This window comes from Streptomyces bobili (genome assembly GCF_002154575.1).
GTDB lineage: Bacteria > Actinomycetota > Actinomycetes > Streptomycetales > Streptomycetaceae > Streptomyces > Streptomyces bobili.
On sequence record NZ_MUBA01000062.1, the window covers coordinates 1 to 14,085 of the forward strand.

The 14,085-nt window shown below is 68.9% G+C and carries 13 protein-coding genes and 3 pseudogenes; 6 read left to right on the plus strand and 10 right to left on the minus strand.

Going from position 1 to position 14,085, the window contains the following annotated elements; translation table 11 throughout:
- From BZL64_RS05655 to BZL64_RS05665, 3 genes and pseudogenes are all read right to left on the minus strand, one after another.
- Window positions 1-1,087: serine hydrolase domain-containing protein (locus BZL64_RS05655; RefSeq protein WP_244205221.1), on the minus strand; the 1,087-nt coding region annotated here is incomplete at its 3' end.
- Window positions 1,088-1,209: 122 nt separating this feature from the next.
- Window positions 1,210-1,341, minus strand: a pseudogene (gene nhaA / locus BZL64_RS38945) (Na+/H+ antiporter NhaA); the annotation flags it as partial.
- Between the two features lie 228 nt (window positions 1,342-1,569).
- A complete protein-coding gene (locus BZL64_RS05665; protein ID WP_086766801.1) occupies window positions 1,570-1,989 on the minus strand; it encodes a hypothetical protein in 420 nt (139 codons plus the stop codon).
- Between the two features lie 322 nt (window positions 1,990-2,311).
- On the opposite strand from BZL64_RS05665, the gene BZL64_RS39755 reads away from it, so the two are divergent.
- The 3 genes from BZL64_RS39755 to BZL64_RS05675 all read left to right on the plus strand — a co-directional run bounded on the left by BZL64_RS39755 (window position 2,312) and on the right by BZL64_RS05675 (window position 4,162).
- Window positions 2,312-2,458 (plus strand): hypothetical protein, encoded by a 147-nt coding sequence (locus BZL64_RS39755; protein ID WP_158101508.1) that lies wholly within the window; start codon window positions 2,312-2,314, stop codon window positions 2,456-2,458.
- Window positions 2,459-2,707: 249 nt separating this feature from the next.
- Window positions 2,708-3,658, plus strand: a complete 951-nt coding sequence (locus tag BZL64_RS05670) for an ArsR/SmtB family transcription factor (RefSeq protein WP_244205203.1) — start codon at window positions 2,708-2,710, stop codon at window positions 3,656-3,658.
- A gap of 129 nt (window positions 3,659-3,787) precedes the next feature.
- Window positions 3,788-4,162 carry a hypothetical protein gene (locus BZL64_RS05675; protein ID WP_086766805.1) on the plus strand — a complete coding sequence of 125 codons (375 nt, stop codon included), beginning with the start codon at window positions 3,788-3,790 and terminating at the stop codon, window positions 4,160-4,162.
- Window positions 4,163-4,347: 185 nt separating this feature from the next.
- On the opposite strand, the gene BZL64_RS05680 is transcribed toward BZL64_RS05675, so the two are convergent.
- Window positions 4,348-4,971, minus strand: coding sequence for a dihydrofolate reductase family protein (locus BZL64_RS05680; RefSeq protein WP_086766848.1), 624 nt, complete (start codon window positions 4,969-4,971; stop codon window positions 4,348-4,350).
- Window positions 4,972-5,249: 278 nt separating this feature from the next.
- Here BZL64_RS05680 and BZL64_RS40880 point away from each other — a divergent pair.
- Window positions 5,250-5,568 (plus strand): annotated as a pseudogene (locus BZL64_RS40880) (hypothetical protein); the annotation flags it as partial.
- Here the strand turns inward: BZL64_RS40880 and BZL64_RS05690 are convergent.
- From BZL64_RS05690 to BZL64_RS05715, 5 genes and pseudogenes are all read right to left on the minus strand, one after another.
- Window positions 5,567-5,995, minus strand: a pseudogene (locus BZL64_RS05690) (serine hydrolase domain-containing protein); the annotation flags it as partial. The pseudogenes BZL64_RS40880 and BZL64_RS05690 sit on opposite strands and share 2 nt — an antisense overlap.
- A gap of 173 nt (window positions 5,996-6,168) precedes the next feature.
- On the minus strand, window positions 6,169-7,119 hold the full coding sequence (locus BZL64_RS05695; protein ID WP_086766807.1) for a hypothetical protein: 951 nt from the start codon (window positions 7,117-7,119) through the stop codon (window positions 6,169-6,171).
- Window positions 7,120-7,667: 548 nt separating this feature from the next.
- Window positions 7,668-8,336 carry an IS6 family transposase gene (locus BZL64_RS05700; RefSeq protein WP_086766851.1) on the minus strand — a complete coding sequence of 223 codons (669 nt, stop codon included), beginning with the start codon at window positions 8,334-8,336 and terminating at the stop codon, window positions 7,668-7,670.
- A 381-nt stretch (window positions 8,337-8,717) separates the two neighbouring features.
- Window positions 8,718-9,830 carry an alkene reductase gene (locus BZL64_RS05710; RefSeq protein ID WP_086766811.1) on the minus strand — a complete coding sequence of 371 codons (1,113 nt, stop codon included), beginning with the start codon at window positions 9,828-9,830 and terminating at the stop codon, window positions 8,718-8,720.
- Between the two features lie 112 nt (window positions 9,831-9,942).
- Entirely contained in the window at window positions 9,943-11,289 is a 1,347-nt protein-coding gene (locus tag BZL64_RS05715; RefSeq protein WP_086766813.1) for an aldehyde dehydrogenase family protein, read from the minus strand.
- Window positions 11,290-11,463: 174 nt separating this feature from the next.
- Here BZL64_RS05715 and BZL64_RS05720 point away from each other — a divergent pair, with 174 nt between their 5' ends.
- Complete coding sequence (locus tag BZL64_RS05720) at window positions 11,464-12,384, plus strand: helix-turn-helix transcriptional regulator (protein ID WP_086766815.1); 921 nt, start codon at window positions 11,464-11,466, stop codon at window positions 12,382-12,384.
- On the opposite strand, the gene BZL64_RS42130 is transcribed toward BZL64_RS05720, so the two are convergent.
- Window positions 12,310-13,026 carry a TetR family transcriptional regulator C-terminal domain-containing protein gene (locus BZL64_RS42130; protein WP_425276015.1) on the minus strand — a complete coding sequence of 239 codons (717 nt, stop codon included), beginning with the start codon at window positions 13,024-13,026 and terminating at the stop codon, window positions 12,310-12,312. The two genes, BZL64_RS05720 and BZL64_RS42130, sit on opposite strands and share 75 nt — an antisense overlap.
- A 120-nt stretch (window positions 13,027-13,146) precedes the next feature.
- On the opposite strand from BZL64_RS42130, the gene BZL64_RS05730 reads away from it, so the two are divergent.
- Window positions 13,147-14,085, plus strand: a complete 939-nt coding sequence (locus BZL64_RS05730; RefSeq protein ID WP_086766853.1) for a helix-turn-helix domain-containing protein — start codon at window positions 13,147-13,149, stop codon at window positions 14,083-14,085.

The following is a 14,085-nucleotide window of genomic DNA, read 5'->3' on the forward strand; positions in this document are numbered from 1 at the left end:
CCCGTGGCGCGCTCCCCACCCCCCGCCGCCGAGGATGCACCGTGTTGCCCAGCAGCACGAGAAACGTGTCGGTCGACGGGTCGATCACCAGCGACGTGCCCGTGAACCCCGTGTGCCCGGCCGCGCCCCGCCCCGCCAGTTCCCCCATGAACCAGGCCTGGTCGATCGAGAAGCCCAGCCCCGGCGGGGTCAGCAGCAGTTCCACGAAGTCGGGTCCGAGGATCCGCGCGGGGCCGTAGGAGCCGCCCGCCAGCAGGGCCCGGCAGAACACCGCGAGGTCACGCCCGGTCGAGAACAGCCCCGCGTGACCGGCCACCCCACCCAGCGCCCAGGCGTTCTCGTCGTGCACCTCGCCCCGCAGCGGCCCCCGGTCCGCCTTCGCCCACGGCCGCCGCTGGTCCTCCGTGGCGGCCGCGCCGGGGCAGGGGCCGAAGCCGGTGGAGGTCATCCCCAGCGGGCGGGTGATCCCGTCGTGGATCAGGACGTCGAGCGTGCGGCCGGTGAGCCGTTCCAGGAGGTGCTGGAGGAGCAGCATGTTCAGGTCCGAGTAGACGTACGTCCCTGGCTCGCTCACCGGCGCCTCGGCCCGCAACAGCTCCAGCCGCCCGGCGTCGTCGGCGCAGTCGTACAGCGCAAGCTCGGGACGCAGCCCCGAGGTGTGGGTGAGCAGGCCGCGCACGGTGATGTCATGGGCGGACGCGGCCCGGAAGTCGGGCAGATAGGCGCCCACGCGCGCGTCGATGCCCAGCGTGCCGCGCTCGATCTGCTGCACCGCGGCCACCGCCGTGAACAGTTTGGTGAGGGACGCCAGGTCGAAGGGCGTGTCGACGGTCATCGGGACGCGGGACGCGGCCGGCAGCTCCACGCCGGCGCCGGCCTGCGGGTCGTAGCCCGCGTACCGCACCGCCCAGCCCGCCGCCTCCTGCACGGCGATGACGGGCCCGCGCCCCGCGACCACGACGACGCCGGCCGCCCAGGGGTGTGCCCCGGTGGTCAGTTCGTGGACCTCGCGCGCGAGGTGACGCAGCTCCTCGGGGTCGAGCCCGGCCCGTTCCGGGGTGTCGACCCGCAGCCTCGGTGCGCTCAGCTGTCCTCTCCCACTTCCGGCGTCGCACGAGCGGAAAGCTCGGAAAGCCCCTTCGCGGGAGCCTCGTCCTTCGCCGCCGCCCCCGTGTCCTTCCAGGGACGGCACATTCCCACGAAGAAGCCCAGCGCCACCACCGCGGCCACCAGCAGCATCAGCCCGCCGACGGTCTCGGTGCGCAGCGCACGGGCGACGGCCTGGCGCTCGGGAAGCGGCAGCAGGCCCAGGAAATAGGAACGCGAGCGAACATCGGACACGGCGGGGAGTCCTCCGGGGCGTCAGCGAAAAAAGGGCACACGGCCCCACGGACGCCGACCAGACTTCCCGGCACACCCCGCGCCGGCTCTTGACGCGTTCTTTACACCGTATCGAGCAAAAGTCCCGCTGTCTCCCCCCAGGGCGGTCAAGATCACATGATGCGGTGCTGCAACAACCCACCCGGGCCGACTCGCCCCCGACGGCCCGACTCATCGGCCATACGACTGTTACGGCAGGTCGTTGCGGCCCAGCCACGCCGGCCGTACAGGCACCCCATCCGCATACCGCTCCACGGGCGGTGGGGAGGACGGAGGCGGCGCGGCAGTCACCGGAGCCGGTTCTCCCTTCGGGAGCCGCGCGGGCTTGGCCGGTGCGGCACTGTCTTCCAGCAGCTCCGCGACCGTGAACCGAGTGCTGAACGACTGCCAGACGCCGTCGATGACCAGAAGGAACCCGTCACCGTCCCGGAAGAGCCGACGCCGTTGGGGACTCCTTGGATGCTCCGGTGAATGGCGCCGGGCACGCTGCTCCAGCTCCACGAGCGCTTCTTCGCGCGTCCCCTGCAGCTGCGTCAGCACGTACGCCTCAGCGTGTTTACGCTCCCCGATGCCGACCGTCGTCTCGATGACCAGACCCCACGTCGCCACGTACCCCCCTCATGTCTGCGGATCAACGAACAGCCTACGAGGCTCGCCAAGGACCTCGATCGTGCGGTGCCGACCTATCCGAAAGGTGGATCTTTGCGGAGACTGCGGCCTGGAGGGCGTACATGGGCTGACCTGCGACGGCTCGGGGCGGGTGGACCGGGCGTCCTGACGTGGGCCGGCCCACTATGAGGTCTTGCTCTGCACCCGCCGGCGCCGGCCTGGTGGCGGTCCAGGCCGGCGGCCGGGCGCCCGGAGCAGCAGGCATCGCCGTCCAGGACAGGACTCTTGCCCAGCTGGTTGAGGGTGAGGGTGAGGGTCAGCGGTGCACCATCTCGCGCCAGCGTCCGCGATACTGCGACTGGCGCAGCCAGCCTCGCCGGTAGGCATGGTCCTCGGCTACTGGACCGTCGGACTGCCCGCGGCCTGGCTCCTGTCCCATCCCCTGGGCCTGGAGACGGTCGGCATCTAGGCTCGGCCTCCTCACAGGCCTCGCCACGACGGCGGTGCAGCTGCGCCGGTATGGTTCCTCGCTCGCGGCGAGGGCCGCGTAACTCCGCCGACCCGCTGAAGCACTCCCCGTGCGATGGTCGGAATACACCGCGTGGGGAGCGCCTGGCCGGGGCAGCCTGGGGATGCGCAGACATGCTCCACCGCTGTGAAAGGGGGCCGACCGGTGCTACGTATCCACTTCACGACGGAAGATCTCACGCGGACACACGTGGCCGCGACCGTCGGAGTCGCGGCGGAAACGTACTACAGCCTCGAACTGCTGCGAGAGAACAGGGATCTTCCCCACTTCCGTCAGTGGCGGTCGGCGCTCGTGGGCCGGATGGGGGCGGACACGCGACCGCTGACGTCCTTGATCCCGATGCGCGGGCCGGGGCTCGACCTGCTGGCCCTGATGGGTGACGCGCCCTCCCTGGAACACGCCGTGGACAACTTGCTCCGCGCACCCGTCTCCCGGATCCAGCGGGAGTTCGAAGGTCTCGACTTCCATCCCCGACACCTGGCATGGGCGAGGCAGGTCGCCGAAGGGGGCCGCGACGCGCGGCGGGAGTTCGCCGATGCCGTGCGCGCCTGCCACCGGCTCACCGTGGAGCCCTACTGGGACAAGGCGCGGTCCGAACTCGTCGCGCTGGCCTCCCGCTACGCGAACCTGATGCTGGAAGGCGGCATCGATCTGCTGCTGCGGTCGCTCGGTCCACCACTGGTCCGCTGGTGTCCGCCCGTGCTCGAAGTGCCCTATCCGCGCCGGACCGAGGTGCGGCTGCAGGGCAGAGGGCTGATCATCACGCCCACAGTCTTCTCGCCGCTCCCGATGAGCCTTCTGCACGATCCGCTCGACTCCTCGCAGCCGCCCCGGCTGACCGTGCCGTGCCTGCGCGCGCCGCTGACCGGCACCGGACCCGCCGGGCCCGACGGCTCCCCCGGCCCGAACCTGGAGTCCCTGCTCGGCCGCACGCGGGCCGCCGCGCTGCACGTGACGGCGGAAGGCTGCACGACGACCGAGATGGCCCGGCGCCTCAACGTCTCGGCCGCGGCCGCCAGTCAGCACGCGACGGTACTCCGTAAGACGGGCCTCATCACCACCAGCCGCCGAGGCGGATCCGTGCTGCACCTGGTGACCCCCCTTGGGCTCGCCCTGCTCACCGCGCCTTTTAAGCCGTGACTTAAGAGCTGTGCCCCGGGCATCCCGGTCCTGGAGCATGTGAAGCCGCAACCGGCTCACATCCTGGAGTTCACATTGCGTACGCAACTCTCCGCCGCCCTCGGTGCCGTGGCACTGACAGGGGGCGCTATGCTCGGCGCTCCCGCCGCCAACGCCCAGGCAGTCGACTACCCCGATTCCTCGTTCCGCGTCGAGGTCGGGAACACGTGGACCACCGGCAAGCTGACCTGGTACAACCGTTCGGTCCTCGTGGAGGGGACACACAAGTCGGTGAGTTCGGCCGGCCGCGCGTACTGCCGCCTCACCTGGGGGCGCACCTACGACGCCGACCGGGCGCTGGTGGGCTCGAAGGGCTCCGATCCCAGTGACATGGCCTGCGGTACGACCCGCACCTTCAGCTTCGTCGTTCCGGCGGACATCGTCGGTGGAGCCCGGCTCGTGCGTATCTGTCTGGACGACGGTAATTACGAAGACCTGCTGTGCGCGCCCTACTGGCGGCCCTGACCGCTGCCGCTGGATTCCCTCGGCTCGATGCGTGCCGACGACCGGTCGTGCACACCGCGGGCGGCGTCAGCGGTTCGCGGATGAGATGGTCCACGCGCGCGGCCATCGCCGGGCGGGGCAGTGCGCGCCGCGTTCAGTGCATGGCGCGAGTCCCGATCGAGAAATCGTTCTCGGTGGGTACGGGGTCAGCCGTCCAGGCCCTGGTCCGGCGCTGCGCCGGCCGACGTGTTCTGGTCATGAGCGACGTGGAAACGCAGATGTGTGACGTGCGGCGAGGCGAGCATCCTGGTCCGTTCCAGCTCGATGCGTTCCGTCCCCAGATGCTCGAACAGTCGGCGTCCGTCGCCCATGAGCACCGGTGCGATCTGGAGGTTGATCTCATCGAGGAGTCCCGCGCTGAGCGCCTGCTGAGCGATGTCCGCACCCATCAGCAAGACATCCTTACCGTCCGCCATTGCCTTCGCTTGCCGCAGCGCCCCTTTCACGCCGCTGGCAACGAAGGTGAAGGTCCCGCTCTTCATGACGCGCCGGCTTCGAGCGTTGTGCGTGAGCACGAAGCACGGCACAGGGAAGGGCGTGTCCTGCCAGACGTCGACGCCCACATCGAATGTTCTTCTGCCCAGCACGACGGCACCTGTCGAGGCCGAAACCTCTTGCGTCACTGTGGCGTCGACATCGCTGGTCGGTGTCTTCAGAATCCATTCATGCAGGCGCAGACCACCCCGGCCCATGGGGTGTTCGACGCTGATGTCCGGGCCGGCCATGAAGCCGTCGAGTGACATGGTGGCGTTCAAGACCACTTTGCTCATGGGACGTACCTTTCCGCGCGGTCGTGGGGGGGCATCCAGGGAGGCAGACCGTGGGGCGAGGCCAAACTCATCGGTCCCGGCCAAAGCGGTGAGCGGCGTCACCAGCTGACTCCTGCTTCGAGCGGGCTCGCGGACACGACTGCGCGGAAAGGACTGTGGACGAGGCTTGACCTGGATCATCAAGCCACGTTCACAGCTCCAGGAACACGTACCTGACCCCTGGCCCATATCAACTCCCTTGGGCGTACCCGCCGAAGGACGGATCTCACGGCCGCACGATGAAGTGGACGAAGAAGGAAACTCTGGTCGAGCAGCCAGACTGTGAGCTGGAACTCTCCGCGGACCGACAAGCGATGCGGAAACGGCTCCTTGTGGCGCCCGTAGTGCCAGCGCCGGAGCCCTGGCAGCGCATCGCCTACGTCCCTGTCGGCGGACTGCTCGGGATCGGTTTCGCGTCGCATCCGGACACGACTTGGTGATGGTCGTCTCGCACGACGGTCACGGCCTCTCTTCGACGCCGTGACCGGGGAGAAGATCGCACGGGACCGCGACCCCGACCCGGAGGACTGCACTCCTGACGCAGACGCCGATCTGTCGTGATGGCGTCGCCGCGCTCCCGGTCGGCGCCGCTCCCCTCGAACAGGTCGGGGACGTAGTCCGCGACCGGGGCGTCGAGACCGATCCGGCCCCGCTCCACCTGCTGCATGAGCGCCACCGAAGTGAACGTCTTGCTGAGGCTGCCGACGCGGTGCCGCATGCGGGGGTGACCTCGCGGCCCGTGTCCACGTCGGCCAGACCCGACGCGCCGGTCCAGCGCGCCCGGCCGTCACGCACCGACGAGTAGGTGCCGTACATCCCGGCCGTGTGGATCGCGTCGAGCGTGGCGCGCAGCTCGGCCTGGTCCAGCCCTGGTGGGCACCGGTGCCGTTCCCGCCGCTCCGGGGGCGGCTGCCACAGCCGGCGTCGCCGTGACGAGCAGGAGTGTGGTGCCCAGTGCGGTCCCGACGAGACGTTTGATACGCACGGCTGTTCCCTCGTTTCTGACGTTCCCGATGGGCCTGGACGGTCAACTCCCGGCCCCTGTCAGGCGGTTGTCGCGAGGTGCCGGTGCTCCTTACATCCGTCGCAGGGACGATGACCTTCACAGCGGGGCCATGACATCTGTCATGGCCCCGCGAAGGTCGGTGGAGGGAGGTGTCAGAGACCGTACCGGGACTTCATGTGGCGCCAAAAGTCCCGGAACATCCACTTGTCGAACTCGGATATCTGGGTGGCGCTGCCGGCCTTCATCAGGAAGCAGCACTGGCCGGTCGGGGACCAGTCGTAGAAGTCGTCGAGGCCGAAGGTGTGGCCGACCTCGTGCAGGTAGATGTGGATGTTCTCCTGGTTGAGCGCGCCGGTGAAGTAGGAGCGGCCCATGCGCTGCCCCCAGTCGCCGCCGGCGCCGCCGCCGAAGCCCTCGGTGAGCCAGAGGGACTGGTCGTAGTGGCGGGCGGCGCCGCCGGGACAGCGGGAGTAGTTGCCGTCCTGGTGGAAGAAGCGGCCGCAGTCGGGGGCGCACTGCGGGGCTCCGCCGCCGTCCAGCATGTTGGTGTAGATGTCGACGGAGTTGTCGCTCCACTGGAGGGTGGAGCGGTTCTTCACCGCCCAGCCGACGATGTTGACGGGGACGTTGGTGTACGGCCAGGCGTTGTGGCCGGTGCCGTTGTCGACCATCGCCGCCGTCCACTTGCCGAACTGCTTCTTCAGCGCGGCGTGGATCTGGTCGCGCAGGGCGGCGCTGACCGGCTGGTCCGACTCCCAGCGGACGCAGTAGTTGACGCTGCCGCGGTTGGCCATGATCTGGTCCCAGCCGTAGTTGCGGAAGCCGTACAGGTTGCCGTAGGTGGACTCGACGTGGTTCCAGACCTCGTTGAGGGGCTGGACCAGATTCGCGGGTGGGTTCCAGACGTCTGCCGAGGCGACCGCGGCCTCGGCTTGGCCCCGAGCCTTCGCCAGAACCTGGGCTGCAACCTGGTCCTGGGTCCGTTCCCGGGCCGATCGGTCGTTCGCCGCCTGTGCCACGGACGGGGTCGTCAGGCCGGGCGCGAGCAGCACGGCCAGGACGGCGGCGAACACGGTGAGCAGTCTTGCGATGCGGGTGCGCATGGTGATCTCCCTTTTGGGGGCGGGATTTCACGTGCCTTCACTTCCCCCTCTGGTTGCCGCCGACCGCTCGGAGGTTGCCGCGCGCCGGGACGCCTCCCTGCGCACGCTGCCACCTCAGCGTTTGTCCTGGACCGGCAGTGCTGGGTGTGTATTGGCGGGCGTGCAGGTCGAGGTTGACGGTGGTGGTCTCGTAGCGGGCGCCTGTGTAGGACGCGGTGTCGGCGGGGGCGCTGCTGGATTCGTGTTCAGCGTGCGTGTGCCGTACGGGTCGTAGGCCCAGCGCTGGTGCTGCCGGCGACGTCGGCGGGGAGCCGTGATCCGGATCCGACTGGGCATCGGCCCCCGGCCGGGGAAGCCCAGGGAGGCGTCGCAGGACAGCCTGCGCGGCCGGTAGTCTCCGCTGGCGGCGAAGACCGATTCGACCGCGCGAGGCCGCACGCCTTAGCGCGGCTGCCGCGCAACAGATCAAAGGGCGCTGTCACGTTTTTGGGTGGGAAGGTGTCTGATGGTGCGTCGCGGCATGGTGGAGTTGGGTTCGGGCTGTGTGCTCACGGCGCGGTGTTCAGGTCGGCAACGCCGGTGATCTGCTCCCAGATTGCGAAGCGGACGGTCATCTCGGCTCGGTAGTCGTGTGCAGGCATCAGATGGCGGCGGGGCCGGAAGTGGGGTGAGATACCGCTGAACGCGGACAGGAACCGCTGGGCTGCGCCGGTGCTGCGGAAGCCTTTCATCGCGCGTTCGCGTTGCCTGGTCGGCTGGTGGCTGTTCTCGGCCCGGTTGTTCAGGTATTTCGACTGTCGGTGCTCGACGCGGGACATGACCTCGCGGTGGGCCGCGGTGTAGGAGCGGAGCTCGTCGGTGACGATCACCCTCGGCACCGCACCCGTCTTCTTGACGAGGCGACGGAAGAAGCGCCTGGCCGCCGCCTTGTCCCGCTGGCTCTGCACCAGGATGTCCAGCACCATGCCGTCCTGGTCGACGGTCCGCCACAGGTACTGCAACCGACCGTTGATCTTGATGAAGACCTCGTCCGGATGCCACTTGTCACCGGGCCGTGGCTGCCTGCGGCGCAGCGCGTTGGCGTAGGCCTGGCCGAACTTGCCGCACCAGCGGCGCACCGTCTCGTAGGAGACGACGATTCCGCGCTCGAGCATCAGCTCCTCGACCTCGCGGAACGACAGCGGGAAGCGGTGATACATCCACACGCGGTGGGAGATGACCTCGACCGGGTACCGGTGCCTCTGTACGACAGCGACACGGCTCCCACGAACAGCCCCCTCCAACACGCTCAATCAGAAGATCGTCCCACCTGGCCAACCAACGTGACAGCGCTGTCCCGCCGACAGCCTCTTTCGTCACCCCGTTCCCAGCGTTCGGGCTGCGGTGGCCGCGCACAAGAGCGATGTGCTCGACGAGGTCACCGAACGCAGGCTGACCAGGAACCTGCGGACCGTCAACGCCCTGACGGACCCGACGGTCCTCGAGCCGGTGATCGCCCGTGTGAGCGCGGACTCAAAGGGGGGCGGGCACAGTGTGGCCGGTCGGGCGCCTGTCCATGGGTGAGTGGGGCTGCCGCATGGACAGGCGTGACTGTGGGCTCAGGCCGCTTCGAGGAAGGGGTAGTCGGTGTAGCCCTCGGCGCCCGGCCCGTAGAACAGTTCCGGCCGCGGCTCGTTCTCCGGGTGGCCACCCTGCCAGCGCTCGACCAGGTCGGGGTTGGCGATGAGGGCCCGGCCCACGACCACGGCGTCGGCGTGGCCGGCCTCGATCTGCTGGAGCGCCTGCTCGCGGGTGGTCTGCCCCCCGAAGGGGCCGCTGTTGACGATCAGCTTGCCGTCGAAGCGCCGCCGCAGCTCCTGCACCAGGTCGCCGCCCGGCTCGGCGTGCAGTACGGAGAGGTAGGCCAGGCCCAGCGGGCGCAGTTGCTCCAGCAGGGTGCCGTAGGTGGCCAGGACGTCGTCCCGGTCGGTCTCGAAGACGTCCCCGAGGTCGACCTCCGGCGAGATCCGCAGCCCGACCCGCTCGGCACCGACGGCCTGGGCGACCGCCGTGACGACCTCGACCACGAAGCGGGCGCGGTTCTGCGGCGAGCCGCCGTATCCATCGGTGCGCTGGTTGGCCGCCGGGGAGAGGAACTCGTGGAGCAGGTAGCCGTTGGCGCCGTGGATTTCCACACCGTCCGCTCCCGCCTCGATGGCCCGGCGGGCCGCGGTGACGAAGTCCTCCAGGGCCGCACGGATCTCTGCGGTGGTCATCGCTTCCGGTACGGGGTAGGACTGCTCGCCCTTCTCGGTGAACGTCTTGTTGTCGATGGCGATCGCGCTGGGGGCGAGGATACGGCGGCCGCCGTTGATGTCGGGGTGGGTGCCGCGGCCGGCGTGCATGATCTGCAGGACGATGCGGCCGCCCTCGGCGTGCACCGCCTCGAACACCCGCTGCCAGCCGGCCGCCTGCTCGTCGGTGGCGATGCCCGGCTCACCGACATACCCCTGCGACGCGTGGTCGGGGTAGGTGCCCTCGGTGATGATCAGCCCGACGCTCGCCCGCTGCCGGTAGTACTCGACCATCAGATCCCCGGGGATGCCGGAGGAACCGGCCCGGACCCGGGTCAGCGGTGCCATGACGACGCGGTTGGCGAGCTCGATCTTCCCTAGAGAGACGGGGGAGAAAAGCGACGGGGCGGGCGAAACTTCTGAAGTGTTGACAGGCATGGGTTGCTTTCTTTCTGCACTACGGAGGAAAACGGGAGAAAGGTCTGCGACGCAGGGGGTCCACGCTGTTCCGGCGGATCGGGGTGTGGGGGCGTCGGCAGAACGCGCGAGGCTAGCTGAGCGGTACGTCCGCGACACCCTTGAGGTGGCTGAACGTCTCGAGGGAATACCGGCCGTGGTACCGGCCCATGCCGCTTTCGCCGACGCCACCGAAAGGCAGGCCGGGCATGAGCAGTTGCATCACCGGCTGGCCCCAGGCGACGCCGCCGGAGGACGTCTCGTTCACCAGGCGCGACTTGGTGGCCTCGGACTCGGTGAAGGCGTAGAGCGCGAGGGGCTTGTCGCGTTCGTTGATGAAGGCGATGGCGGCATCGAGGTCTTCGACTTCGACGACGGCGATGATCGGACCGAAGATCTCCTCCTGCATGACCGGCGATGCGGGGTCGACATCGGTGAGCACCGTCGGTGCGATGAACAGGTCGTCACGGTCGTGCAGGCCTCCCACCGCCACCCGGCCGGAGTCCAGCAGACGCGTGAGCCGGTCGAAGTGCCGCTCGTTGATGATCCGGCCGAAGCCGGCCGCGGTCTGCGGGCTGGTGCCGAACTGAGCTTCGATGGCCGCACGCAGGGCGGGAACCAGTGCGGCGGCGGTGGCCGGGTCGGCCAGGACGTAGTCGGGGGCTATGCACTGCTGCCCCGTGTTGCCGAACTTGGCGCCGACCAGCCGCTTCGCGGTCTCGTCCGCGTCGGCGTCGGGCGCCACGAAGACCGGCGACTTGCCCCCGAGCTCAAGCGTGACCGGGGTGAGGTGCTGGGCGGCCGCGGCCATGACGATCCGGCCGACCGCGCCATTGCCGGTGTAGAAGATGTGGTCGAAACGTTCTGCCAGCAGGGCCGTGGTCTCCTCGGCGCCCCCCTCGACCACCGAGAGCACGTCAGGGTCGAAGTACTCACGCAGCAGGCGTGAGGCGACCGCCGAGGTGTGCACCGAGATCTCGCTGGGCTTGGCCACCACCGTGTTCCCGGCGGCCAGGGCGCCGATGATGGGGTCGATGAGAAGGTGCAGCGGGAAATTCCACGGAGCGATCACCAGGACCACCCCGAGCGGGTCGTACGTGGTGTAGGCCGTGGTCGTGGGACCGAAGTGGGCGGGAACCTCCACCGGGCGAGGCTGAAGCCAGCTCTCCAGATTCGCCAGCGTCTCGTCGATGTCGGCGACGGTGAAGTCGATCTCCTGCGTCTTCGCCTCGGCGGGGTTCTTCCTCAGATCCGCCCAGAGCGCCTCGGTCAGCTCCTGCTCGTTCTCGACCAGCAGGGCCCGCAGCCGCTGCAGCTGGTTGACGCGCCAGTCCAGTGGGCGGGTGACGCCGGTGTTGAAGGTCGCACGAAGGCGGCCGACCACCTCCGCGGCCGTTTCGCTCTGACGCGTCCTCGACTCGGTCCCCTGTGTTGCGGTCATGGGGTGTGCTCCGTTCTTGATGCAAGCCACGCCCCGGCTGCCTTTCAGCCGGGCACAGTGGCCAGCGTGCTGGACGATCCGGTATTCACCCAGGTCACGGCTTTGTGTACATCCGCTGTGCCTACCACTGGCTGGGGCAGGCTCGTGTGCGTCCGACCGTGGATACTCGAAGGCATGGACGAATACCCCGAACCGGTGCACGAGCCGGCCGACGGCGCTCTGGACCCGCGTGCCGAGCTGAGTGAGTTCCTGCGCACCCGGCGGGCCCGGCTGAAGCCGGAGGACGTGGGCCTGCCGGACTTCGGGCAGCACCGGCGGGTGCCGGGGCTGCGCCGCGAGGAGCTGGCGCAGCTGGCCGGGGTGTCGATGGGGTACTACACGCGGCTGGAGCAGGGCAACGGGCGGCACGTGTCGGCGGAGGTCCTCGACGCCATCGCCCGCGCGCTCAGGCTGAGCGACGCCGAGCACGCCCACCTCACACACCTGGCGAAGCCGAAACAGAAAAAGAAGCCGGCGGGCCGCACCCAGCGGGTGCGGGGCTCCCTGCGGACGCTGCTGGACACCATGGAAGGCGGCCCGGCGATCCTCGTGGGGCGGCGGGGGGACATCCTCGCCTGGAACCGGATGGCCGCGGCGGTCTTCGGCGACTGGGCCGAGCTGCCCGCGCAGGAGCGGAACTGGGCGCGGCTGGTGTTCCTCAGGCCCGAGTACCGCGACTTGTTCGTGGACTGGGAGCATAAAGCGAACGACGTCGTCTCTCAGCTGCGCATGGACGCCGGCTCCCATCCCAACGACCCCCGGCTGTCCGCGCTGGTGGGCGAACTCTCCGTGAAGAGCGAGGAGTTCCGGCGGCTGTGGGCCGCCCACGACGTCAAGGACAAGTGCCACGGCATCCAGCGCCTGCACCATCCGCTCGTCGGCGAACTCGATCTGCGCCTCGAGTCGTTCCACCTGGCCGACGACCACGAACAGACGCTGGCGACCTACCACGCCGAACCCGGTTCCACGTCGGCGGAGGCACTACGACTGCTGGCCAGCTGGGGCACCGACGCGACAAGGGCGGGAGCCGGGATGCCGCCGGCACGCACGGCTTGATGAACAGTTGATCATCGGTAGTTGGCTGCGCGCCACGCCCAGCGTTCCGTCGCCCTTGCCGCCCCCGGAGCCCTCGGCCCTGGCACGCGCCGTCTCGCCGGCCCCCGTCGAAGCGTCGGCATCCCGCGCACCCTCGGAACCGCCTACTACCGCCGCACCCGCAGTTCCTCCGCCGGTCGCGCCAGTCACACCTGCCTCGCGCGAACCACGGAAAACCGAAGTACGTGCGCAGATCCCGGGCTGATTGGCTGACCACTGCTTTGGCCAGCTGCCCAACGCGAGGTTCGCGACTTGCAGCAGCTCAGGGCGGGAACTACCACTCGCGGCCTGGACGGCAATCCCATTGGCGACTGTTCTCAGGTAGAGCGCGAGAAGATGAGGCTCTGTGGAAGGCGGAAGGTCACCGGCGTCCACCGCCTGTTGAAACCGGCGCGTCAAGTGGGCTATCCCGTCCTCACGCCATGCGATGAGTGCGTCTCGGACTGGGCGGCTGTCATCCCCGGTAGCCAACGCACCCTGCACGCCAAGACAGCCCGTGGGCAATCCCGGCATGGTTGCCGCCTCGACCGTCCCGTGGAGCACGGCAGTAGCCACTGCTGCACTTGTGGGCTCTGCCAGGGCTCGGGAGGCGTGCCTGTTCATCCTGGCGGTCAGCGTAGATCACGCGACTCATGCTTCAGTAACTCGGAGGGCATCTCGGTCGGGGCCCCGCTGGGGAATGGCCTTGAGTCTCCAGTGACTGGAGACAGCAGAGTGGGGGACATGGACGTTACGACCCTCTACTCGATCGGGGAGCTTTCCCGGCGGACCGGCTTGTCTGTGAGGACCATCCGGTTCTACTCCGATTCGGGGGTGGTAGCGCCGACCACCCGTAGTCCCGCCGGCTATCGGCTCTACGACCTTGACGCACTGCTTCGTCTGGAACTCCTCCGCACACTGCGCGAGCTGGGCATGGACCTGGCCACGATTCAACGGGTACTGGACCGTGAGCTCTCGGTGGCGGAAGTCGCCGCGGCGCACGCCGACGCCATGGACATCCAGATCCGAATGCTGCAACTGCGTCGGAGCGTTCTGCGAGTCGTGGCCAGCCGCGGGTCCAGTCCCGAGGAGACCAAGCTCATGCACAGGCTCACGCAGTTGTCCGGCGAGGAACGCCGACGTTTGATCGACGATTTCATGGATGGCACCTTCGGCACAGTGGATGCCGACCCGGGCGCAGCGGCCATGGTTCGCGCTGCAACTCCCGACCTTCCCGATGATCCGACCGGTGAGCAGGTCGCCGCGTGGGTGGAACTCGCCGAGCTGGTCGGAGACGAGGATTTCCGTGCCCGGATGCGCCGGACGGCCGTACGCCAGGCCGCCGGGCGCCAGCTCGACATCGAGCGCGATGCCGGCGAGGAACTGCTGGAGTTCACCCGTCAGAAGGTGGCTGAGGCCAGGAAGTCGGGCATCGACCCGCTCGGCAACAGAGCCGCACCCGTCATCGACGACCTCGTGCACCGCTTCGCCGAGGTGTTCGCGCGCACCCCTGACACAGAATTCCGGGACTGGATGGCGCAGCAGTTCGAGGAGGCGCACGATCCCAGGGTGGACCGGTACTGGCGGCTGGTGTGGATCGTCAACGGCTGGCAGGTAGTACCGAATCTGATCCCGGTGTACCCCTGGCTCATCCAGGCCCTGCGAAATGACCGCGCCGCATAG

What these genes read in the sequence shown, in the direction of transcription:
- BZL64_RS05675 (WP_086766805.1), top strand. Translation starts at nt 3,788, where the DNA reads ATGCTCGGCGCTCCCGCCGCCAACGCCCAGGCAGTCGACTACCCCGAT.
- BZL64_RS05680 (WP_086766848.1), bottom strand. Translation starts at nt 4,971, where the DNA reads ATGAGCAAAGTGGTCTTGAACGCCACCATGTCACTCGACGGCTTCATG.
- BZL64_RS05695 (WP_086766807.1), bottom strand. Translation starts at nt 7,119, where the DNA reads ATGCGCACCCGCATCGCAAGACTGCTCACCGTGTTCGCCGCCGTCCTG.
- BZL64_RS05710 (WP_086766811.1), bottom strand. Translation starts at nt 9,830, where the DNA reads ATGCCTGTCAACACTTCAGAAGTTTCGCCCGCCCCGTCGCTTTTCTCC.
- BZL64_RS05715 (WP_086766813.1), bottom strand. Translation starts at nt 11,289, where the DNA reads ATGACCGCAACACAGGGGACCGAGTCGAGGACGCGTCAGAGCGAAACG.
- BZL64_RS05720 (WP_086766815.1), top strand. Translation starts at nt 11,464, where the DNA reads ATGGACGAATACCCCGAACCGGTGCACGAGCCGGCCGACGGCGCTCTG.
- BZL64_RS42130 (WP_425276015.1), bottom strand. Translation starts at nt 13,026, where the DNA reads ATGAACAGGCACGCCTCCCGAGCCCTGGCAGAGCCCACAAGTGCAGCA.
- BZL64_RS05730 (WP_086766853.1), top strand. Translation starts at nt 13,147, where the DNA reads ATGGACGTTACGACCCTCTACTCGATCGGGGAGCTTTCCCGGCGGACC.